Source organism: Ensifer sp. NM-2 (assembly GCF_003024455.1).
Classification (GTDB): Bacteria; Pseudomonadota; Alphaproteobacteria; order Rhizobiales; family Rhizobiaceae; genus Ensifer; species Ensifer canadensis.
The window spans coordinates 72,223-93,956 of sequence record NZ_PVZR01000008.1 but is presented as its reverse complement, the minus strand read 5'-3'; the positions used below and the strand labels follow the sequence as shown (position 1 = coordinate 93,956).

The following is a 21,734-nucleotide window of genomic DNA, read 5'->3' as shown; positions in this document are numbered from 1 at the left end:
TCGACGACGAACAATCCGCGCGCAAGGGGCGACCGCCCCAAACGTGTGAGTTGACGTTTTCCATTCTTCCGCCATGCTACTGTCATGAACAACCGCGCGAAGAGTGACCGCCGCACTCGATGAACACACAGACCACACCGTCTCCGCAATTCTATCTCACTGCACCGGCAGCCTGCCCTTATCTGCCGAATGAGATGGAGCGAAAGGTGTTTACCCACATGGTGGGCGAGCGCGCACCGGAGCTCAACGACCTCCTGACCCAGGGCGGCTTCCGCCGCTCGCAGAACATCGCCTATCGGCCCGCCTGCGAAACCTGTCGCGCCTGCATTTCCGTTCGAATTCTCGCCAACGAATTTTCGCCGAGCCGGTCGATGCGCCGCGTGCTCGCGACCAACAGCGACGTGATCTCATCGGAATATCCGGCCGAGCCGTCGAGCGAACAGTACAACCTCTTCCGCCGCTATCTCGACCGACGACACCAGAAGGGTGGCATGTCCGACATGTCGGTTCTCGACTATGCGATGATGGTCGAAGACACCCATGTGCACACCAAGATCATCGAGTATCGCTTAAGGACCGAAGGCGACGGCATCAGCGAGAGAGCGCGCGGACCGCTGATCGCGACAGCGCTGACCGACCGCATGGGTGACGGGCTTTCGATGGTCTATTCCTTCTTCGACCCTGCGCATGAGGAGCGCTCGCTCGGCACCTTCATGATTCTCGATCATATCCGGCGCGCCAAGGAGCGCGGCCTCCCGCATGTCTATCTCGGCTATTGGGTCAAGGGGTCGCGCAAGATGGGATACAAGACGAAATTTTTGCCGCAGGAGCATCTTATGCCGCGCGGCTGGGAGCGCTACGATGGTCCTGACGCTCCTTCAGAAATGCCCTCGACGGAAACGGATTGAAAATTGAACCCTTCCACTGATGCCGCGCTGCACCGGCGCGGACTTGCGATCACCGGCCTTGGCGGCCTTGCTCTCTCCTTCGACATTCCGCTCATCCGATCCGCCGGCGGCGAGGTCTGGTCGCTGCTCGCGGTGCGCAGCCTTTCGACTTTCTTCATCGGCCTCCTGGCATGGTTCGTGCTCAATCGGCTGCTTCGCCGCAAGATCTCACTCATTCCGGGCAAGACCGGGCTGGTCGTCGGTCTGTTTTACGGCATCAACTCGTGCACGTTCCTGCTGGCCGTCTTCAACACGTCAACGGCAAACGTCGTCTTCATTCTTGCCTTCACGTCGATGTTCGCGGCACTGCTTTCCTGGATCTTCCTGAAGGAACGCCCTTCCAACGCAACGCTCGTGACGATGGCAGCCATGGTGATCGGCGTGGGGCTGATCGTGCAGGACGGGCTTGAAAGTGGCCATATCTTCGGCGACGCGATGGCGGCAAGTTCCGCCTTCCTGCTCGCCAGCGCCATCACCATCAGCCGGGCAAGCGGCCGCGACATGGCTTTGGTGCCGCTGGTGACCGCCATCTTTCCGGCCGCAGTCGCGCTTCTGCTCTTGCCTGCCGGCGGCTTCGCGATCGCGGCTCCGCAATACATCCTGTTCAACGGCCTGGTGATGATCCCGCTTGCCTTCTTCTGTCTGGCAACAGGGCCGCGGTTCCTGTCGGCACCGGAAGTGGGTATGTTCTATCTGCTCGAAACCATCCTGGCACCGATCTGGGTCTGGCTTGTCTTCGCCGAAAGCCCGACGACGCAGACGCTTGCCGGCGGCGCCGTCCTTATCCTTGCGCTTATCGGCCACTCTCTCTGGCAGATGCGCAGCCGCCCCGTCCGCGCGGCTCTGCCCTGCCCCGAATAGGTAGCGGCCGTCCGCAAGGCGGCGAAATAACGATTGTCAGCGAAGGTTCGTCAGGCTGACGTTCTACCGCCCTCCAAAGAGTACGCCACTTGGCTGTGCATCGACCAAAGCGCACGGTTCATGTCGATCCAGGCGGCAGCGACATCAAGAGGTGCGGGATTGCCGCACACGGCCTCGCCATCACGGGCAGGTAGACGCGAAACCAGGCTGGCTTCCTCAAGGATGCGCAGGTGCTGCTCGAGTGCATCCGGCGTCACGGCGACGGCGGCGGCCACCTCGACAACCCGCGTTTCTCCGCCGAGCAATATCTCGAATATCCGCCGGCGAACCGGATTCGCGAGTGCGAGCAGAATGTCGTCAAGGGCAGCAGAATTTGGCATGGTCTTCATCCTGTTGGACGATTATTGATCCACGACCGCACGTTGCTTTCAAGCGCCGAAAACGGGGCATTCTACTAAATTTCAGATTGCTTTAGAAGCAGATGGGTATCGGCCTGCGCAGCCAAGCCGCGCAGGCAGCGATGGATCAGCCGCTGAACTTGCCGCTGCGCGGGAAGCCCTTGGGCACGACGCGACCGGCAGAGGCGCGATCGGCCAGCCACTCAATCAGTTCGTCCTTGCCCTTGGTGAAGACGCGGCCGGCGCTGTCTTCCCAGACGAGGCCGTCTGCGATTGCAAAGCAGCGGATATCGGAGATGCCGCCATCCTTGTAGCGCTGCAGCCGGACGCCCTTGCCCCGCGCCATTTCCGGAATCTGCGCCAGCGGGAAAACGAGCATCTTGCGGTTTTCGCCGACAACGGCGACATGGTCGCCCTTGACGGAAACAACCAACTTCGCCTCATCGTTGTTGGCGACATTCATCACCTGCTTGCCCTTGCGGGTATTGGCGACGATATCGCTTTCCGTCACGACAAAGCCGTTACCGGCAACAGAGGCCACGATGAGCTTTCTCGCCGGGTCGTGCACGAATGCCGTCAGCACGTCCTGGTCATTTTCCATATCGACGATGATGCGCAAGGGTTCGCCATGACCGCGACCGCCGGGCAGCTTGTCGCCGCCGAGCGTATAAACCTTGCCGCCCGTGGTGAAGACGAGGATCTTGTCGGTCGTCTGCGCTGGGAACGCCACCTTGAGCGCATCCCCCTCCTTGAATTGCAACGTCGAGGTATCGGAGATGTGGCCCTTCAGCGCCCTGATCCAGCCCTTTTCAGAGATGACGACGGTGATCGGTTCCTTCTCGATCATCGCCTGCTGGATGGCTTCGATGTCGGCGTCCGGCGCATCCGCAAAGGTGCTGCGCCGCTTGCCGATCTCGGTCGCCTTGGCAAACTTTTTCTTCACCTCGCCGATTTCCCAGGCGACAGTCTGCCACTGCTTCTCCTCGGAAGCGAGCAGCGCCTCGATCTCGGCCTTTTCGTTCGACAACGCGTCGAACTCCGTGCGAATCTCGAATTCTTCCAGCTTGCGCAAAGAGCGCAGCCGCATGTTGAGGATCGACTCGGCCTGGAGGTCGGTGAGCGAAAACCGCTCCATCATCACGGCCTTCGGCTCATCCTCCTCGCGGATGATGCGAATAACCTCGTCGATATTGAGATAGGCGACGAGATAACCGCCAAGAATCTCGAGGCGCCGCTCGATCGCAGCCAGGCGGTGGCGCGAACGACGCTGCAGGACGTCGCGGCGGTGAGCAAGCCACTCCGTCAACACTTCGTTGAGCGCCATGACGCGCGGCACGCGTCCCATCGACAGCACGTTCATGTTGAGCGGGATGCGGCTTTCAAGCTCTGTCAGCTTGAAGAGCGATTCCATCAGGATGCCGGCATCGACGGAACGGCTCTTCGGCACCAGCACAATGCGGATATCTTCCGCCGATTCGTCCCGGATATCCTCCAGCAGCGGCAGTTTGCGCGCAACGAGCAGTTCGGCGATCTTCTCGATCAGCCGCGACTTCTGGACCTGATAGGGGATCTCGGTGATGACGATCTGGTAGCCGCCGCGACCGAGCTCTTCCGAAACCCAGCGCGCCCGCACGCGAAAGCCACCGCGACCGGTGCGATAGGACTCCGCCATGCTCGCACGGCTTTCGACGATGATGCCGCCGGTCGGGAAATCCGGCCCTTCGATCCCGCCCCGCTGCGGATTGGCAGGATCGTAGAGCAGATCCTCGACGGTCGCCTCGGGATGGCGGATCAGATGCAGCGCTGCGTCGCACAGTTCATGGGCGTTGTGCGGCGGGATCGATGTCGCCATGCCGACGGCAATGCCGGTCGCACCATTGGCAAGCAGGTTCGGGAAGGCGCCGGGAAGCACCGCCGGCTCCTGGTCTTCCTCGTTGTAGGTGGGACGAAAATCCACCGCGTCCTGATCGATGCCCTCAAGCAGAAGCGAGGCGACGTCGGTCATCTTCGCTTCGGTGTAACGCATGGCAGCGGCGTTATCGCCGTCGATATTGCCGAAGTTGCCCTGCCCGTCCACCAGCGGATACCGGATCGCGAATTCCTGGGACAGGCGCACCAGTGCGTCGTAGATCGAGGCGTCGCCATGGGGGTGGAACTTACCCATGACGTCGCCGACGATGCGGGCGCATTTCTTGAACGAGGTGTTCGGCCTGAGCCCCATCTCGCTCATGGCATGAACGATGCGTCGATGCACCGGCTTCAAGCCGTCGCGGACATCAGGAAGCGCGCGATGCATGATGGTCGACAAGGCATAGGCGAGGTAACGCTCTTCCAGCGCCGCCTTCAGGTCAACCGGCTGAATATGATCATCCCCGCCAGACGGGGGAGTAAGGCTTTGTCCCATATGTTCTTGCTAGCGCAACAAACCCGGAACATCAAGGATTTCAGGGGATCGCGCTGTGGAGAACCACAAGTCGCCGCCGGCGCGCTATTGAACGGCGCAGACCGGGCGCTGCAATGTTCATGCAACGCTTAGACGGTTATGCCATGGATGAGCGATCGCCACCAGTAACGCCCTGGAAAGCATCCGGGCGCGGAAGCTGTGTGATTTCATCAAGCGAATATAATTTCGCCCTGTTTCGTATTAGGTTCGGCTGCTGTTGATTTGGATGATTTGCGAGGGGGACATTGCGGGACGCGAACTGAGGGGAGATGGAGCCATAGGCACGGCATATTTCGTCGGCCGACACGGCTGTCCACCTCAGTTGACGCAGCTTGCCGATATGAACCAGATTAGCGACACCGCTTCTTCAACACAGCTAAACAATCAAATATTTTCACGAAGGAACTCCACAATGATGCATACGCGCAAGATCCGCCTGATGATGGCCAGCGCCGCACTCCTGACCCTGACCGGCCCGGCCTTCGCGCTTGATGGTGCGGACATGATGAAGAAGCTCGATGCGGCGACGAACTCGAACGGCACCACGCTCACCTTCGACAAGGCCGAAGTCAGCGGCGACACCGTCACGGCCTCGGGCGTCCAGGTCAAACTCGCGGGCCAGCCCGGCGACGCGCTGAAGATCGGCGACATCACTTTTGAAGGCGTCGAAGAAACCGAAGGCGGCGGCTACTATGCCGAGACCGTCTCCTTCCCCGACGTCAATGTCACGCAGGACGCGGGCAGCTTCGCCGTCAAGGATATTCTCGTTTCGGGTCTGTCGATCCCCGCCAACCCGGCCGGCGGCACGATCAACGATATCCTGCTCTACGAGAGCGCCAGCACCGGCCCGATCACGGTCAGCGCCAAAGGCAAGGAAGTTTTCTCGCTCGAAAGCAGCGAAGCAAACCTCGCCCGCCAGGAAAACGATGCCGGCTTTGACTTCGACGCAACGGCTGCCGGCCTCAAGGCCGACCTTTCCGAAGTCGAAGACCCCAAGACCAAGGACGCCATCGAGAAGCTCGGCCTGACCAAGCTTGATGGCGCCGTGACCATGAAGGGCAGCTGGGAAATCGAAAGCGGCAACGTCGCGCTGGAAGAATATGCCTTCGACTTCAAGAATGTCGGGCGGCTGAACCTCGCCGTCGACATCTCGGGCTACACGCTTGCCTTCATGAAGTCGCTCCAGGAAGCCATGAAGACCGCAGAAGCCAACCCGAACAAGGAAGAGGCCAATCAGGCCATGGGCCTTGCTATGATGGGGCTGATGCAGCAGTTGACCTTCAACAGCGCCGAGGTCCGCTTCGACGACGCCTCCATCACCAAGAAGGCGCTCGACTATGCGGGTTCGCAGCAGGGCGTTACCGGCGATCAGCTGGCCCAATCGCTGAAGGGCCTCGTTCCATTGATGATGGCGCAGCTCAACGTGCCGGAACTGCAGAATCAGGTATCGTCCGCGGTCAACACCTATCTCGACGGCCCGAAGAGCCTGACGATCAGCGCCGCACCGGAAAAGCCGGTGCCGTTCCCCATGATCATGGGTGCGGCAATGGGCGCGCCGAACACCATCCCTTCGGTGCTGGGCGTCAAGGTGACGGCGAACGATTGATCGCTAAAGTCATAGTCTGACAATCGCCGCCGGCGACTTCGCAAGACACTGTTGTCATCGAAGTCGCCGGCGTTTTAGCATCGGCGCCCGGTGCCGGCGCTGCCGGTTAAACGGACGATCAAGCCGGCCGGCGCGTACTGGAATAGCTGTTGCCCCGCGCTTTTCGGTTGAAAACCCGCATTTCCGTGCGCCGTTTTATTTCGCCTGCCTTGCTTCCCCATGTCCGCGCAGCCACTATTACTGGCGCGCCTCTCGCGGGCGACTGCATCTTTTTTCAGCATGACTTGCAAGCGTAAGACCTGAATGGCGCTTTGCCTGACACCTCTTTCTGCGCGACTTTTTCGACCGCATACCGATACCGACAGCCAAACAAATCCACGCTGACGACTTCGATCCAAGGAAGAACAGCTAAGAATACAAGCGGCGGATTTCCTGTTTGGAGAGCCGTTTTCTTGCGAACAACCAGCTGAACTGAACGCCGAACGCAGAAGTAATCATCTCTCTTTTTTCGACAGATCGGACGTCAATGGCTGGGTGGTTCCATCAACCGGTAAAGTTCAGGGAAGAGCTGTCGGAAGAAAAATTTGAGCCTGCGCGCGCCGAATATTATGCAGGCCCACCAGGCAAGCCCCTCAGACTTCTGCTTCAGGCGAGAACAGATTTCCTATCCATCTGGCGAAACAACGACTTTACCGAGAAGGTTTCCCAGATCCGGCTGATCGGCCGGCAGGTCATTCTGGTCAACTCGCCCGACCTCATCCGTCAGGTCGTCGTCAAGCGTCATGAGAACTTCGAGCGCAAGAGCCCGCAGATGCGCCGGGCGCTCGAGTTCCTTTTGGGCGACGGCCTCTTCATCTCGGACGGCGAAACCTGGAAACAGCGGCGTCCCCTGGTCGCCGACATCGTGCATGCCAAAAGAGTGCCGGCCTTCGGTCCGGTGATGGAGCGCACGACCACCGAATTGGTCGAGCGCTGGAACGGGATGCCGGACGGCACGCAAGTCAACGCCCTGCACGAAATGGCTGGACTGACCGCCGAAATCATTGCCCGCAGCGTTTTTGGAAACCAGCTCGGCGACGACAGTGCTGCGGCGGTCACCGACAGCTTCACGAGCTACCAATCGCTGGTCGATTCGATCAACCTCGGCTACTTCCTCGGTTTCGACGACGGGCTACCGATCTTGCGAACGCCGACGCTTCGCCGCTCGGTCAAGCGTATCCATCAGATCATCGACAAGGTGGTCGAGGATCACCTGGAAGGTCGCGGCGATCACAATTCGATGGTTGAGCTGCTGATCCGTCGACAACAACGAAACCCGGAGTTGAAACTCGACCTGGTTGCCCTGCGCAACGAAGCGGCGACCATCTTCATGGCGGGCCATGAAACGACAGCCGCCACGCTGACCTGGGCCTGGTATCTGCTGTCTCGCGCCAAATGGGTGGAAAAGGCGCTCCATGAAGAGATTGGCCGTGTCTGCGGCGATCGCGTTCCGACGATCGACGACGTACCGCAACTCGAATGGTGCAAGGCCATCATTGAAGAGACCCTTCGCCTCTATCCGCCCGTCCCCATTCTCGCGCGCCAAACGCGCCAAGCCGAAATGATCGGCGATATCGCCGCTGAACGCGGATCGCTCGTTCTGATCGTCCCGTGGCTTCTCCACCGAACGGAAAGCCTGTTTGAGGACCCGCACCATTTCCGCCCGGACCGCTTCATGGGCGGACGTCGCCCGACGCCCTATAGTTACATTCCGTTTGCAAGCGGACCACGCGTGTGCCCGGGCTTGCATTTCGGCCTGACCGAAGCAATCCTGTGCCTGGCGATCATTGCACAGCAGTTCCGGGTGACCGTCGTCGACGGCCACAAGGTCGAGCCCATCTGCCGCCTGACGCTGCGGCCAAAGGGCGGGCTTCCGGTGACCCTTCATCGACGGCAGAAAGCATCCCATGACCACTGAAGAGCCGAGCCAGGCCGAAAGAATCGCCAAGCGAAAGGCGTGGACATTCGCCAGCGAAGGGCGGCCCTCCTTTGTGGATGCCCTTTCCGGCCGCGAAGGCTTCCGCGCCTTCTGGCGCTATTGGGTGACGGACAATCTCTGGAACCTCGCGCACCTCTCCGGGCATTTCGGGATGAAACTCCTGCCGATGGACGCCTGCTCCAACCTTGGTGCAGCCCTTGGTCTGTTTGCCGTGCCGCGTTTCCACAAGGTGGCATCACGGCGTGCGCAAGAAACGATCCGCGCACTGCGACCCGATCTCAACGAGGCCGAGCAGGCGGCGCTCTTTCGCGAGAACTGCCGGGCACAGGGTCGGCTGATGACCGAATTCTCCGTCGTGAACCGGTTGCAAAACAACCGTGACCGCCTGACATTGCACGGCCTCGACATTATCGGCGAAGCGGCCAAGGCCGGCCCGGTCATCATCGTCGGTATGCATCTTGGCAACTGGGAAGTTGGTCCGACTGTACTGCAGAGCATCAATGTCCACCCCCATGCCTTCTACCTCCCGCCCAAGGGCCGCGCCAAAGCCTGGATCGCCGAGCGCGTCCGCAGCAAGGCGGGCTTGCGGTTCCTGCCGCCGGGCGCCGAGGGCATTCGGCCGGCGATCAAGATCCTGAAGAATGGCGGCGTCGTCAGCACGTTCTGCGACGAAGGTTTTGGCGGCTTCATTCGCGGACCATTCTTCGACCGCAAGCCGCATCTCGAAGGAAACTTTGCCATTGCCATTCGTCTGGCACGCATGACCGGCGCCACCATTTGCCCGTGGTACAATCTGCGCACCGAGGGTTTCCGCTTCGAATGCCGCGCGCTGGCGCCTATCCGGCTCCCGCCCGAAGAGCGCCCCGGGGCACGCCAGCTTGACGATATCCTGATGCTGAACAACGCCATCGAGCCGGTTATCCGGGCAAATCTCGACCAGTGGTACTTTCTCGACAATTCGCTCCGACCGGAGTGACCCGAACCGGGCCATGGCAAGTATAGCGACTTCCGCCGGGCTTTTTCGCGCGCGTGCGTTCCATGTTATGATCGTATCTGCTTGATGCCCGCGAGCAGTCGCCTATCTACATCTGTCTGAAGACAAGACTCCATCCCGCATTCCTGACCGATCACACGGAAGGAGAACGCCATGGGACTGAAACACGCGGATATCACCGCCATTCTTGGCCCGGTCGACGAAACGCTGATGGCAGAGCTGCTGGCTACCGGGGCCAGTGCGGCCGAACTCGCCGAAGCGATCGCCTGGGTCAACAACGACGAAGCGCTGATCGGCGAAGGACGACATCTGCCGGCCGGGCGCGTTGCGGCTTTGATCGACATCCTGACGCCGGATGACGGCGAGGAATGAACTTTGGGGCGCTGAGGAGACGCCCGACGAGGCAGATGTAATGACCAAGACGTCAGGAGCCATCTCGTGATGGCTGGCCACGTGACTGCGAGTTTCGTGTTGAGGGAGGCCGACTATGACAGCCAAGGAAGTCAAGTTCAGTAGCGATGCCCGCGATCGCATGCTGCGCGGTGTCGATATTCTTGCCAATGCCGTGAAAGTGACGCTCGGGCCAAAGGGACGAAATGTCGTCATCGAAAAGTCCTTTGGCGCCCCGCGCATCACCAAGGACGGCGTGTCCGTCGCCAAGGAGATCGAGCTCGAAGACAAGTTCGAGAACATGGGCGCGCAAATGCTGCGCATGGTGGCGTCACGCACCAGCGATGTTGCCGGCGATGGGACAACGACGGCAACCGTGCTCGCGCAGGCGATCGTGAAAGAAGGCGTCAAGGCGATTGCCTCCGGCATGAACCCCATGGACCTCAAGCGCGGCATAGATCTCGCCGTCGACGCCATCGTCGCCGAACTTAAGGTCCGCGCCCGCAAGATCGCCAATAATGAGGAGATCGCCCAGGTCGGCACCATCTCCGCCAACGGCGATACGGAGATCGGCCGATATCTCGCCGAGGCGATGGCCAAAGTCGGCAACGAAGGCGTGATCACCGTTGAGGAAGCCAAGACCGCCGAGATCGAACTCGAAGTCGTAGAGGGCATGCAATTCGACCGGGGCTACCTTTCGCCCTACTTCATCACCGACCAGGAGAAGATGCGGGTCGAGTTCGAAGATCCCTACATCCTCATCCACGAAAAGAAGCTCTCCAACCTGCAGGCGATGATCCCGATCCTCGAATCGGTCATCCAGGCGAGCCGCCCGCTGCTCATTATCGCCGAAGACGTCGAAGGCGAGGCATTGGCGACGCTGGTCGTCAACAAGCTGCGTGGCGGGCTCAAGATCGCCGCCGTCAAGGCACCGGGTTTCGGCGACCGGCGCAAGGCGATCCTTGAGGATATCGCGGTGCTGACGGGCGGGACGGTGGTTTCCGACGACGTCGGCATCAAGCTTGAGAATGTCACGCTGGAAACGCTCGGCCGCGCCAAACGCGTGATGATCGAGAAGGAAAACACCACCATCGTCGATGGCGCCGGCACCAAGGCCGACATCGGTGGCCGCATCAGCCAGCTCAAGGCGCAGATCGAGGAGAGTACCTCCGACTACGACCGGGAGAAGCTGCAGGAACGGCTTGCTAAGCTCTCGGGCGGTGTTGCCGTGATCCGCGTCGGCGGCTCGACCGAGGTCGAAGTGAAGGAAAAGAAGGACCGTGTCGATGACGCGCTGCATGCGACGCGCGCGGCCGTCGAGGAAGGCATCTTGCCGGGCGGCGGCGTCGCCCTGCTTCGGGTCGTCAACGCGCTCGACAATATCAAGACTGCCAATGCGGAACAGCGCGTCGGCGTCGAGATCGTCAGGCGTGCAATCGAGACGCCCGTGCGCCAGATTGCCGAGAATGCCGGCGCCGAAGGCTCTATCATCGTCGGCAAGCTGCGTGAGAAAACCGATTTCGCTTACGGCTGGAATGCTCAGACCGGCGAATACGGCGATCTGTTCAAAATGGGCGTCATCGATCCGGCCAAGGTCGTGCGCGCCGCTCTGCAGGACGCAGCGTCAGTCGCCGGGCTCCTGGTCACAACCGAGGCGATGATCGCCGAAAAGCCGAAAAAGGATGGCGCCGCGCAACTGCCGGGCGGACCCGGAATGGATTTCTAGGATCAACGGGCTAGCGCCATCGGCTGCGAGTTGGCGTGGGTCAGACCGAGGAATCGGACGGCACCGAGTTCACCCGGGGCGTTCGCGACGCGCTCTATGCCCAGCCGTAAGCCCTTGGATTGCCGAAATGAAAAAACCCGGCAGCGAGCGCTGCCGGGTCCGTTGCTTCTTTGATCGCTTCGGACCTTAGTCCTTCTTCTGCGGGATCGGGCGAAGCGCCAGTTCGCGCAGTTGGGCTGATGTCGCCTCGGACGGCGCGCCCATCAGCAGATCGACAGCCTGCTGGTTCATCGGGAAGATCGAGATCTCGCGCAGGTTCTTGGCGCCGACCAGCAGCATGACGACGCGGTCGATGCCGAAGGCCATGCCACCATGCGGAGGCGCGCCGTACTGGAACGCTCGGTAGAGACCACCGAACTGCTCTTCCACTTCCTGCTGCGACTTGCCGGTCAGCTCGAACGCCTTGACCATGACTTCCGGCAGCTGGTTACGGATCGAGCCGGACGCGATCTCGAAGCCGTTGCAGACCATGTCGTACTGGTAGGCCTTGAGCGACAGCGGATCTTCGCTGTTCAGCGCCTCGAGGCCACCCTGCGGCATCGAGAAGGGGTTGTGGGCGAAGTCGATCTTCTTTTCGTCTTCCAGCCATTCGTAGAACGGAAAGTCGACGATCCAGCAGAATTCAAAGCGGTCACGGTCTACGAGGTTCAGTTCCTCGCCTGCCCGCGTGCGGGCTTCGCCTGCAAACTTGTAGAATTTCGACGGGTCGCCGGCGACGAAGAAGCAGGCATCGCCATCATCGAGGCCGAGTTGGGTGCGGATCGCATCGGTGCGCTCCTCGCCGATGTTCTTGGCAAGCGGACCGGCGCCTTCGAGCTTCTCGCCTTCCTTGCGCCAGAAGATGTAGCCGAGACCCGGCTGGCCCTGGCTCTGGGCCCAGGCGTTCATGCGGTCGCAAAACGCGCGCGAACCACCGGTCTTGGCCGGGATGGCCCAGACTTCGACCTTCGGGTTCGAGGCGATCATGTTGGCGAAGACCTTGAAGCCTGAACCGGCAAAGTGCTCGGTAACGGCCTGCATCTCGATCGGGTTGCGCAGGTCCGGCTTGTCGGAACCGTATTTGCGGATCGCCGTGTCGTAAGGAATGCGCGGGAACTTTTCCGTCACCGGCTTGCCGTCGGCAAACTCGACGAAGATGTCGCGGATCACCGGCTCCATCGTCGTCCAGACGTCTTCCTGCTCGACGAAGCTCATTTCGAGGTCGAGCTGGTAGAATTCGCCCGGCAGGCGGTCGGCGCGCGGGTCTTCATCGCGGAAGCACGGCGCGATCTGGAAGTAGCGGTCGAAACCGGCGACCATCAGCAGCTGCTTGTACTGCTGCGGCGCCTGCGGCAGCGCGTAGAAGCTGCCGGGATGGATGCGCGACGGCACGAGGAAGTCGCGTGCGCCTTCCGGCGACGACGCCGTCAGGATCGGGGTCGTGTATTCGGTGAAGCCGACGTCGCCCATGTGGCGGCGCATCGACGAGATGATCTGGGTGCGCTTGACGATGTTCTTGTGCAGCGTGTCGCGGCGCAGGTCGAGGAAGCGGTACTTCAGGCGCACGTCTTCCGGATAGTCCGGCTCGCCGAACACCGGCAGCGGCAGTTCCTTGGCGGCCGAGAGAACCTCGATCTCCTGGGCGTAGAGCTCGATTTCACCTGTTGGCATGCCCTTGTTGACGGTGTCGTCCATACGGGCCTTGACGAGGCCATCAATACGGACAACCCATTCGCCGCGGACGGTCTCGGCGGCCTTGAAGGCAGGGCTATCGGGATCGGCGACGACCTGGGTGATGCCGTAATGATCGCGCAGGTCGATGAAGAGCAGGCCGCCATGGTCGCGGACGCGGTGGACCCAGCCGGAAAGGCGAACGGTGGAGCCGACATCCGACTTGCGGAGGGCGGCACAGGTGTGGCTGCGGTAGCGGTGCATGGTGTTATCCCGGAATTGCAAAGCGCCGCGCAGGCTCGCCGGAACGGCGCGCGGCAACATGATCAAAATCGGGCGGAAAAGCGCATGATGCGCCGGCTTTGTCAAGCCGAGACCTCCGCGCTCCCCGAGGGAAGCGCCGCTCAACCGGGACAAGTTCGACCCTATTCATGGGCTTGAGACAAGTGCATTCGCCCAAACGGCGCGAAAAGAACGGATATCGTCACAATTCGCGACTGTGCGCCACGGGAATGCGCCGCTACACATAATGGGTCCGCCTTATCCGACTCGCGAGCACCATTCGGAAGTCGCCTGCCCCATGTCGCAAATTCGTCCGCTCATTCCGCTTCTCGTCACCGCAGGCATCCTCATCGGTGGCAACGGACTACAAGGCACCTTCATTTCGCTGCGGGCGCTGGAAGAAGGCTTTTCGACCTCGCTGATCGGTGTCATCGGCGCCGGCTACAACATCGGCTTCGCGCTCGGCTGCGTCTATGTCACGCGCATCCTGCGCTCGATCGGCCATATCCGCACGTTCTCGGCGATGGCAGCGATCGCGTCGGCGGCGGCGATCGCCATGGTGCTGATCATCAATCCGTTCATGTGGTTCCTGATGCGGCTCGTCGCCGGTATCGCTTTCGCCTGTCTTTTTGCGACCGTCGAAAGCTGGCTGAATGCCAGCGTCACCAATACTAACCGCGCGCGCACGCTTTCCGTCTATCGTCTGGTCGATCTCGGCTCGGTCACCGCGGCCCAATATATCATTCCCGGCGTCGGTATCGGCGGCTTCGAACTCTTCGCGATCATCTCGATGGCATTGACTTTGTCGCTCGTGCCGATTTCCTTTGCCGACCGGTCGAGCCCGGTGGCGCCGGAAGCGAACCGCTTCGACGTCAAGGCGCTCTGGAACATCTCGCCGCTCGCGACCGTCGGCTGCATCGTCGTCGGCCTCACCAACGCCGCCTTCCGCTCGCTAGGCCCCATCTACGCGCAGGGGATCGGCCTCTCGGTGACGGCAATCGCCACTTTCATGAGCGCCGGCATCATCGGCGGCGTGGTGCTGCAATATCCGCTCGGCCATTACTCGGACCAGATCGATCGGCGCCTGATCATCCTGATCGCCACCCTCGGATCATTGCTCGCCGGACTTTTCCTTGCGTTTGGCGCCGGCAATGATGAGTGGCTCAATTTCGCCGGTATCTTCCTCTTCGGCGCCTTCGCCATGCCGCTCTATTCGCTCTGTTCGGCCCATGCCAACGACCATGCGGCGGAAGGTCAGCATGCGCTGGTATCGGCGGGCATGCTGTTCTTCTGGTCGCTCGGCGCCATCATCGGCCCGCTGTTTGCCTCTTTCCTGCTCGAAATTTTCGGTCCGCAGGCGCTGTTCATCTATACCGCCGCGATCCTCTTCCTCTTCATGCTCTACACGGTCAGGCGCATGACAGCGCGCAGCGGCGTTCCCGCGGAAGCGCGCGTCATGCCTTTCCGCAACCTGCTGCGGACCTCATCGTTCTTCAACAAGCTCGCCGGCGGCAACCACGCCCGCAAAGACGACTGATACCAACCTGCGGCAAGATGTGCCTGCGGCAAAGAATTGCTGATTGCGGCGATCAGGTTTAAAAACCGAGCGGTCGTCCTATCCAGTTGCCGAGATTGCCAAAATGTCCCTGATCAGCCGCCGTACGTTCCTCCAGGGCTCTGCCGCTTTGGGAGGCGCCTTCGCATTCGGAGCCGGCATGGCGGCACGCGCCGGTGCGGCACCGGATCCGCAGGTCCTGACGGCACAGCTGACGCAGGCACAGATCGCCTCAGATGGCGTGACACCCAAGGTGATGACCTACGGGCTGGGCGATGCGACCACTAACGGCATGCCGCCTGTCTTGCGGATGCGCATGGGCGAGCCCTATGCCGCAAGACTGATCAACAAGCTCGACGAACCGACGACTGTCCACTGGCACGGACTTCGCATACCCAATGCCATGGACGGCGTGCCCGAGATGACCCAGCCCTATGTCTATCCGGGCGATCCCTTCGACTACATCTTCACGCCGCCGGATGCCGGCACCTTCTGGTATCACCCCCACTGCAATACGCTGACGCAGATGGGAAGCGGGCTGACCGGCGTCATCGTCGTCGAGAACCCGGATGATCCAGTATTCGACGCCGAGATCGTCTTGAACCTGCGCGACTGGCGGCTCGGCAAAGGCGGCGTTTTCATCGACCCGTTCAAACCGAGGGACGCTGCGCGCGGCGGCACCTACGGCACGGTTCGCACCGCAAACTGGCAGCAGGAGCCGAGCTACGACGCGCCGGCCGGCGGCCTCGTGCGGGTCCGTATCGCGGCGACGGATGTCACGCGGATATATACGGTCGGCCTGGAGGGGGCGGAGGCCATGGTCGTCGCGCTAGATGCAAATCCGGTCGACAAGCCCTTCCCGCTCGACCGCTACGACGTCGGCCCGGGCCAGCGCATCGACCTCGTCGTCAGGATGCCCGACAACGAAGGTGCGACGGTGAAGCTCGGCAATCTGCGTGGCTCGCATCCCTGGACGATCGCCAATTTCCGCGCAACGGGCCAATCCTTGAAGCGCGATATCCGCGATGTGGCTGCCCTTCCCGCCAATCCGATCGCCGAGGCGGACCTGTCGGTTGCCACTCGCGTTCCGATCGATCTGACGGCCACGGCAGAACACAAGGCGACGCCGTCGATCTGCGGCTCGCTCGGCTACACCTTCTGGGCAATCAACAAGGTACCGTGGCCGGGCGACACGCCCGATCCGATCGCGCCGATCGAGGAGATGAAGCTCGGCAAGAGCTATGTCCTGCAGATCGCCAATCGGACGCCGCATGCCCATCCGATCCACCTGCATGGCATGAGCTTCCGAATTCTCAATTCGAACAAGCGGACCTTCCTGCCACCACCGACGGACACCATCCTGCTTTTGCCCGACGAACAGGCGGAAATCGCGCTCGTCGCCGACAATCTTGGCGATTGGGTGTTCCATTGCCACATCATCGAGCACCAGAAGACCGGCATGACCGGTTATTTCAAGGTGGTTTGAGATTTTCGATTGTGACGGATGGCATGAAGGGCTACACGAAAAACCTAGCCGCATTTTTGCCACAGTGATTTAAATCCGATGATTGAAACAACCGCAGATCTAGAGGCCGCCTGCCAGCAGCTGGCCCGCTCAAGTTATATTACGATAGACACGGAATTCCTGCGTGAGACCACCTTCTGGCCAGAGCTTTGCCTGATCCAGATGGCAAACCCGGATATGGCCGTCATCGTCGACCCGATGGCCAAGGGCATCGATCTCACGCCGTTCTTCGCGTTGATGGCCAACCCCGACGTGATCAAGGTCTTCCATGCCGCGCGCCAGGATATCGAGATCATTTTCCATCTCGGCAATCTGATTCCGCATCCGATCTTCGACACCCAGGTTGCGGCCATGGTCTGCGGCTTCGGCGACAGCGTCTCCTATGACCAGCTCGTCAACCGCATCAAGGGCGAGCAGATCGACAAGTCCTCGCGCTTCACCGATTGGAGCCGGCGGCCGCTGACCGAGAAACAGCTCGATTACGCGCTGGCCGATGTCACGCATCTGCGCGACATCTATCAGTACCTGAATGCGCAGCTCGAGCGCGAAAGCCGCTCGCTATGGCTTTCCGAGGAAATGGCGATCCTCGAAGCCCGCGATACCTACGACCTGCACCCGGACGATGCCTGGCAGCGCCTGAAAATGCGCGTCAAGAAGCCGATCGAGCTTGCCGTGCTGCAGAAGGTCGCAGCCTGGCGTGAACGCGAGGCACGCAACCGCAACGTTCCGCGCGGGCGTATCATCAAGGACGATGCGATCTATGAAGTCGCGCAGCAGCAGCCGAAGGACACCGAGGCGCTGGCGCGGCTGCGAACCATTCCGAAGGGCTGGGAACGATCGAGCGCCGGGGCTGCGCTGATCGAGGCGGTCAACGAAGCGCTCGCCATCCCCAAGACCGACCTGCCACGGCTGCCGCGGCAGAGCCATACACCTGAAGGCGCAGCCGCCGCCACCGAAATGCTGAAGGTGCTGTTGAAGCTGATCGCCGAGAAGCAGGGCGTGGCTGCCAAGATCATCGCCAACAGCGAGGATCTCGACAAGATCGCCGCCGAGGGCGAGAACGCCGATGTCGGCGCGCTCAAGGGGTGGCGGCGCGAGCTGTTCGGCGATACGGCACTGAAATTGATCAATGGTGAAGTGGCTCTGCGCTTCGTCGACAAGAAGATCGAAGCGATGGAAATCGGTGACTGAAAAACGGACGGGCGGACAACAACTTTCCGCCCGAATCCGGCTCTAGCCAAGGCCCTGCAGCGGGACTGATTCGCAATCGCGTCGAGCAGACATCAGAGCGCTGACGCGTGACGCGACAACCAGGGTGTCCGACGCGTTTTTTCTTCGTTGTCCGGGTTCGAGGCTCTTCCGCATGCGCTGGCGTTTCTCCATGTTCGAGGGAATTTTGCTGCTGTTGATCGTCAGTAGCGCCGGCGCCATCTATGCGACGATCGCCTTCGACGGTGGCGGCGGATTGATCGGCGCCACGTACGCATTGTGCGTCTGCGTCCCGATCCTCGCCTTTGAACGGCGCATCATTCTCCGGCGTCTCAACCGCAAGATCCATTCCTATTCGACGCCCGCTTTCTTCCTCGCTTCGATCGCCGTCTATCTGGTGTTTATCGAGCTGGGCTACGGCGTCGCCGGCTTCCTGATGCAGATGAGCGGGCAAATAGACGCGGATTGGAAGGACGCGGTCGTCCCCTCAAGCACGGCGCTTCTGTTCGCCCTGGCGGTCTCGGGCTCGATCGTTTTCGCGCTTCGCGTGCGCGAACTGTTGGGCCGTGACGTGTTTCTGAGCCTTTTGACCGGGCGCTATCGCAAGCCGATGCAGGAGGAGCGCGTCTTCCTCTTCATCGATCTTGCCGGCTCCACCGCCTATGCCGAGCGATACGGCGATCTCAGGATGCAGGAATATCTCAGCAAGCTGTTTGCAACACTTGCCGACCCCGTACTGCGCTATCGCGGCGCGATCGACGACTATGTCGGCGACGCGGCCGTGATTACCTGGCCCTTCGACCGTGCTGTCAAAAACGCCGCCTGCGTGCACTGCGTTTTCGACATTCTCGAAGAGATCGAAGCCGGCGCCCACCGTTGGCGCAAGGAGTTCGGCGAGGTTCCGCGCCTACGGGCAGCGCTTCATGGCGGCACCATCGTCGCCGCGGAAATTGGCGTCGACAAACACAAGATCACCTATTTCGGCGACACGGTGAACACCACCGCTCGCCTCGAAGGCCTGTGCAAGTCACTGAACCATCAGGTGCTGATTTCCACCGACCTCGCCCGCAAGATGCGGCTGCCGCACTATGTCCGCGTGGAAGATCTTGGCGAGCACGCCGTGAAGGGACGCGGGCAGAAGCTCGGCGTCCTGGCGCTTCGGGCCGGGGGCACGCCTGCACCGCCAGTGGCTGTCAATTAGCCGTCAACCGTGCAGTTTTGCACCCTTGGTGATCTTGTCGACCAGCTTCTTGTCGGCATGAATGGCGATGCCGGCGACCTTCGCGCCGTCGGGTCGCGTTTCGGCGAAGACCGCGCGGTTGGCACTGTCGTGGCCGGTCGAAAACATCGCATCGACATAAACAGAGGTTTGTATTTCCCTTTCGATCGCACGGCGTTGAATATTGCCAAGCGTCGCACCATCTGCCGATAACACGATGATCGGCTGAACGCTCAGAGCGTTGTAGATGTGGCCGGCGCCGTCGCGATAGGGTTCGCCGATAATCGCCGGTTTCTGCCCGGCGATGCCGGTTGCCAGAAACGCGGTGACGTTCAGCTTCTGCCAGGTGGCCAGATCGTCGCGCAAAACGATCGCAAACTTGGTGTCGAACATGACGGGTATCTCCATTTCAGGACATCAGGGCGTGCCCAAGGAGGCCTTAACCGAGGACGCAGCGATCAATCTTGAACGATTGTGCGGATCGCCGGGCGATGGCATCCGCGTCGCGGCACCGGTGGACGGCATAGAGCGCATCGAGGCCCGGCTGCACGGCAAGGTCTTCGAGCCGCATCGCCACGACACCTATGCGCTTGGCGTGACGCTTGGCGGCATCCAGACCTTCCAGTATCGTGGCGAGAGCCGCTACAGCACGCCTGGAAGCATCATCATCATTCACCCCGACGAACTGCACGATGGCGGCGCGGGCACGGAAGCGACGCTTCGCTACAGGATGATGTATCTGCAGCCGGAGCGATTGATCGCGGCGCTTGGCGACAGTGGCGGCGCCTTGCCCATCATAGCCGCCCCGGTTGTTGGTGACGTGGCCCTGCGCCAGGCGATCGGCGAGGCCGTCATGGATCTCGACGGCGGTATTGACGAACTCGCGCTCGACGACATTCTTACACGCATTGCAGAAGGCTTGTGCCGCCATGCCGGCACGACAAGCAAGGCTGCCGGCAGGTCGGCCAAGCGGGCGGTTTCGAGGCGACGGACTATCTCAAAGCCAACCTCGATCGCCCGGTCGACTCGCAGGAACTCGAGGCCGTCAGCGGCCTTGATCGCTTCACCCTCGCCCGCCAGTTCCGCAAGGTTCTCGGCACCAGCCCGCACCGCTACCTTCTGATGCGGCGGCTGGAGCAGGCGCGCCGGATGATTGCCGCCGGTCACAGCCTGGCAGGTGCCGCGCTCGAAACCGGCTTTGCCGACCAGGCCCATTTCACCCGCCATTTCAAACGTGCCTACGGTGTAACGCCCGGGCGCTGGGCGAGCCTGGCGCTCGCCGGCTGAAGCACCGGCGCCGCTGGGTCGTTGCGGCCCGGAACCAGTGTCCGGTCACGCGCAACAATTCGAACTCGGCGAGTTTCTCCCCTCGGGCGCAGCGCCTTTCGTCTGTCATCAAAGCTTCACCAGCCTGTAAGCCAAGCATCACCCAACCGTCATCAAAGCCGCCTATCGGGTTCCCGTACTTTGGCATCCAACCCACGGTGACTTTCATGACCAAAACGCTTCTCGCCGCTGCGGCGCTCACACTTTTGATGACGACGACCGTCCTGGCCGAGGAAAAGGCCTTTCCCGCAACCCTGAAGGCACATGCGATCCTACCGGCAAACACGATCCTGGCAGCACCGTCCGACGCACCGGAATACCTGAAGACATCGGGCAAATTCACCACGGCGGACCGCAAGCGCGCTGACGCGCTCGGCACCGTGCCCGGCAAGGATGGCGTGCGCCCGACCGGCCTTTCACTGCCGTTCAACGGCCAGCCGATGCAGGGCTTCTCCGGCATCAGGGCCATGGAAGACGGCACCTTCTGGAGCCTTTCCGACAACGGCTTCGGCAACAAGCTGAACTCAACCGATGCCATGCTGATGCTGCACCACGTGAAGATGGACTGGGACGCCGGCAAGGTCGAGGCGCTGAAAACACTGTTCCTCACCGACCCGGACCGCAAGGCCCCCTTCCCGATCGTCATGGAAGGTTCCGACAAGCGCTACCTGACCGGCGCTGACTTCGACGTTGAGTCGATCCAGCCGGTCGCCGACGGCTTCTGGGTCGGGGAAGAATTCGGTCCCTATATCCTGAAATTCGATGTCGACGGCAAGCTGACCGACGTCATCGCGACAACAGTTGACGGCAAGCCGGTTATGTCGCCCGACAATCCGACCCTGACACTGCAGGGCGATCCGTCGAAGAAGACACCCGCCTTCAACCTGAAGCGCTCCGGCGGCTATGAAGGCATGGCACTGTCGAAGGACGGCTCCAAGCTCTACGGTCTGCTCGAAGGGCCGATCTGGACCGACAGCGAAACCGTGGAACAGGCCGATGGCCGTCCGACACTACGCGTCATCGAACTCGATGTCGCAGCCAAGGCCTGGACGGGCCGCAGCTGGCTCTATCCGCTGGCCGAAGGCGGCGAGGCAATCGGCGACTTCAACATGCTCGACGACAAGACGGCACTGGTGATCGAACGCGACAACGGCGCGGGCACGCTCGACAAGGCCTGCGCCGATCCGAAGGATCCGAAGCCGGATTGCTTTGCCGTCGGCTCGAAGGTGAAACGTGTCTACAAGATTGCCTTCGATGACAGCAATGTCGGCAAGGCCGTCCGCAAGATCGGTTACATCGACCTCCTGAAGATCGCCGACCCCGACAACAAGAAGCGCCAGGGCGGTGGTGACGGCTATTACGACATGCCGTTCGTGACGATCGAAAACGTCGATCGCGTCGATGACACGCACATCATCGTCGGCAATGACAACAACCTGCCGTTCTCGGCCGGCCGGGCGCTTGATAAGGCCGACGACAACGAGTTCGTTCTGCTCGAAGTCGGCGAATTCTTGAAAGCCGAATAATCAAAAAAGGGCGCGCGGATTTGCGTCCGCGCGCCCCTT

17 protein-coding genes and 1 pseudogene are annotated in these 21,734 nt (G+C 61.3%); 14 read left to right on the top strand and 4 right to left on the bottom strand.

All coding sequences use genetic code 11. From position 1 onward, the window contains the following. The first annotated feature begins 119 nt into the window (after positions 1–119). Both C6558_RS17555 and C6558_RS17550 read left to right on the top strand, forming a co-directional pair. Positions 120–908 (top strand): arginyltransferase, encoded by a 789-nt coding sequence (locus C6558_RS17555; protein WP_025426514.1) that lies wholly within the window; start codon positions 120–122, stop codon positions 906–908. 3 nt (positions 909–911) lie between these two features. Then, positions 912–1,808 (top strand): DMT family transporter, encoded by an 897-nt coding sequence (locus tag C6558_RS17550; RefSeq protein ID WP_025426513.1) that lies wholly within the window; start codon positions 912–914, stop codon positions 1,806–1,808. Positions 1,809–1,858: 50 nt separating this feature from the next. Here C6558_RS17550 and C6558_RS17545 read toward each other — a convergent pair whose 3' ends face one another. Next, positions 1,859–2,188 (bottom strand): helix-turn-helix domain-containing protein, encoded by a 330-nt coding sequence (locus tag C6558_RS17545; protein WP_371412276.1) that lies wholly within the window; start codon positions 2,186–2,188, stop codon positions 1,859–1,861. A 145-nt stretch (positions 2,189–2,333) separates the two neighbouring features. Further along, positions 2,334–4,610 (bottom strand): DNA topoisomerase IV subunit A, encoded by a 2,277-nt coding sequence (gene parC / locus C6558_RS17540; RefSeq protein WP_025426511.1) that lies wholly within the window; start codon positions 4,608–4,610, stop codon positions 2,334–2,336. 451 nt (positions 4,611–5,061) lie between these two features. On the opposite strand from parC, the gene C6558_RS17535 reads away from it, so the two are divergent. The 5 genes from C6558_RS17535 (at position 5,062) to groL (ending at position 11,343) form a co-directional block, all read left to right on the top strand. Next, positions 5,062–6,255 carry a hypothetical protein gene (locus C6558_RS17535; RefSeq protein ID WP_057211441.1) on the top strand — a complete coding sequence of 398 codons (1,194 nt, stop codon included), beginning with the start codon at positions 5,062–5,064 and terminating at the stop codon, positions 6,253–6,255. Positions 6,256–6,781: 526 nt separating this feature from the next. After that, the gene (locus C6558_RS17530) at positions 6,782–8,212 is read left to right on the top strand and encodes a cytochrome P450 (RefSeq protein ID WP_025426509.1); all 1,431 of its coding nucleotides are present in this window, start codon (positions 6,782–6,784) and stop codon (positions 8,210–8,212) included. Continuing rightward, positions 8,202–9,209, top strand: coding sequence for a lysophospholipid acyltransferase family protein (locus C6558_RS17525; protein WP_025426508.1), 1,008 nt, complete (start codon positions 8,202–8,204; stop codon positions 9,207–9,209). Before C6558_RS17530 ends, C6558_RS17525 begins: the two co-directional genes overlap by 11 nt. Before the next feature lie 171 nt (positions 9,210–9,380). Then, the gene (locus C6558_RS17520; protein ID WP_025426507.1) at positions 9,381–9,599 is read left to right on the top strand and encodes a hypothetical protein; all 219 of its coding nucleotides are present in this window, start codon (positions 9,381–9,383) and stop codon (positions 9,597–9,599) included. A gap of 115 nt (positions 9,600–9,714) precedes the next feature. Further along, positions 9,715–11,343 carry a chaperonin GroEL gene (gene groL, locus C6558_RS17515; protein WP_057211442.1) on the top strand — a complete coding sequence of 543 codons (1,629 nt, stop codon included), beginning with the start codon at positions 9,715–9,717 and terminating at the stop codon, positions 11,341–11,343. 186 nt (positions 11,344–11,529) lie between these two features. On the opposite strand, the gene aspS is transcribed toward groL, so the two are convergent. Beyond that, complete coding sequence (aspS, locus tag C6558_RS17510; protein ID WP_057212547.1) at positions 11,530–13,317, bottom strand: aspartate--tRNA ligase; 1,788 nt, start codon at positions 13,315–13,317, stop codon at positions 11,530–11,532. Between the two features lie 316 nt (positions 13,318–13,633). On the opposite strand from aspS, the gene C6558_RS17505 reads away from it, so the two are divergent. From C6558_RS17505 to C6558_RS17490, 4 genes are all read left to right on the top strand, one after another. Then, the gene (locus C6558_RS17505; RefSeq protein ID WP_057226524.1) at positions 13,634–14,872 is read left to right on the top strand and encodes an MFS transporter; all 1,239 of its coding nucleotides are present in this window, start codon (positions 13,634–13,636) and stop codon (positions 14,870–14,872) included. 103 nt (positions 14,873–14,975) lie between these two features. Beyond that, positions 14,976–16,376 (top strand): multicopper oxidase family protein, encoded by a 1,401-nt coding sequence (locus C6558_RS17500; RefSeq protein WP_025426503.1) that lies wholly within the window; start codon positions 14,976–14,978, stop codon positions 16,374–16,376. Between the two features lie 78 nt (positions 16,377–16,454). Further along, complete coding sequence (rnd, locus tag C6558_RS17495; RefSeq protein ID WP_038575996.1) at positions 16,455–17,606, top strand: ribonuclease D; 1,152 nt, start codon at positions 16,455–16,457, stop codon at positions 17,604–17,606. Positions 17,607–17,778: 172 nt separating this feature from the next. Then, positions 17,779–18,825 carry an adenylate/guanylate cyclase domain-containing protein gene (locus tag C6558_RS17490; RefSeq protein WP_025426502.1) on the top strand — a complete coding sequence of 349 codons (1,047 nt, stop codon included), beginning with the start codon at positions 17,779–17,781 and terminating at the stop codon, positions 18,823–18,825. 3 nt (positions 18,826–18,828) lie between these two features. On the opposite strand, the gene C6558_RS17485 is transcribed toward C6558_RS17490, so the two are convergent. Next, positions 18,829–19,236, bottom strand: coding sequence for a DUF2000 family protein (locus C6558_RS17485; RefSeq protein ID WP_057211443.1), 408 nt, complete (start codon positions 19,234–19,236; stop codon positions 18,829–18,831). On the opposite strand from C6558_RS17485, the pseudogene C6558_RS40840 reads away from it, so the two are divergent. The 3 genes and pseudogenes from C6558_RS40840 to C6558_RS17475 all read left to right on the top strand — a co-directional run. Beyond that, positions 19,148–19,690 (top strand): annotated as a pseudogene (locus C6558_RS40840) (AraC family ligand binding domain-containing protein); the annotation flags it as partial. The gene C6558_RS17485 and the pseudogene C6558_RS40840 overlap by 89 nt on opposite strands. Positions 19,691–19,764: 74 nt before the next feature. Next, positions 19,765–20,130, top strand: a complete 366-nt coding sequence (locus C6558_RS40835) for a helix-turn-helix domain-containing protein (protein ID WP_244497544.1) — start codon at positions 19,765–19,767, stop codon at positions 20,128–20,130. Between the two features lie 206 nt (positions 20,131–20,336). Beyond that, positions 20,337–21,695, top strand: a complete 1,359-nt coding sequence (locus tag C6558_RS17475; protein ID WP_025426500.1) for an esterase-like activity of phytase family protein — start codon at positions 20,337–20,339, stop codon at positions 21,693–21,695. Positions 21,696–21,734 lie beyond the last annotated feature (39 nt).

Coding starts and splice junctions, on each gene's coding strand:
- C6558_RS17555 (WP_025426514.1), top strand. CDS start 120: ATGAACACACAGACCACACCGTCTCCGCAATTCTATCTCACTGCACCG.
- C6558_RS17545 (WP_371412276.1), bottom strand. CDS start 2,188: ATGCCAAATTCTGCTGCCCTTGACGACATTCTGCTCGCACTCGCGAAT.
- parC (WP_025426511.1), bottom strand. CDS start 4,610: ATGGGACAAAGCCTTACTCCCCCGTCTGGCGGGGATGATCATATTCAG.
- C6558_RS17535 (WP_057211441.1), top strand. CDS start 5,062: ATGATGCATACGCGCAAGATCCGCCTGATGATGGCCAGCGCCGCACTC.
- C6558_RS17530 (WP_025426509.1), top strand. CDS start 6,782: ATGGCTGGGTGGTTCCATCAACCGGTAAAGTTCAGGGAAGAGCTGTCG.
- C6558_RS17525 (WP_025426508.1), top strand. CDS start 8,202: ATGACCACTGAAGAGCCGAGCCAGGCCGAAAGAATCGCCAAGCGAAAG.
- C6558_RS17520 (WP_025426507.1), top strand. CDS start 9,381: ATGGGACTGAAACACGCGGATATCACCGCCATTCTTGGCCCGGTCGAC.
- groL (WP_057211442.1), top strand. CDS start 9,715: ATGACAGCCAAGGAAGTCAAGTTCAGTAGCGATGCCCGCGATCGCATG.
- aspS (WP_057212547.1), bottom strand. CDS start 13,317: ATGCACCGCTACCGCAGCCACACCTGTGCCGCCCTCCGCAAGTCGGAT.
- C6558_RS17505 (WP_057226524.1), top strand. CDS start 13,634: ATGTCGCAAATTCGTCCGCTCATTCCGCTTCTCGTCACCGCAGGCATC.
- C6558_RS17500 (WP_025426503.1), top strand. CDS start 14,976: ATGTCCCTGATCAGCCGCCGTACGTTCCTCCAGGGCTCTGCCGCTTTG.
- rnd (WP_038575996.1), top strand. CDS start 16,455: ATGATTGAAACAACCGCAGATCTAGAGGCCGCCTGCCAGCAGCTGGCC.
- C6558_RS17490 (WP_025426502.1), top strand. CDS start 17,779: ATGCGCTGGCGTTTCTCCATGTTCGAGGGAATTTTGCTGCTGTTGATC.
- C6558_RS17485 (WP_057211443.1), bottom strand. CDS start 19,236: ATGTTCGACACCAAGTTTGCGATCGTTTTGCGCGACGATCTGGCCACC.
- C6558_RS17475 (WP_025426500.1), top strand. CDS start 20,337: ATGACCAAAACGCTTCTCGCCGCTGCGGCGCTCACACTTTTGATGACG.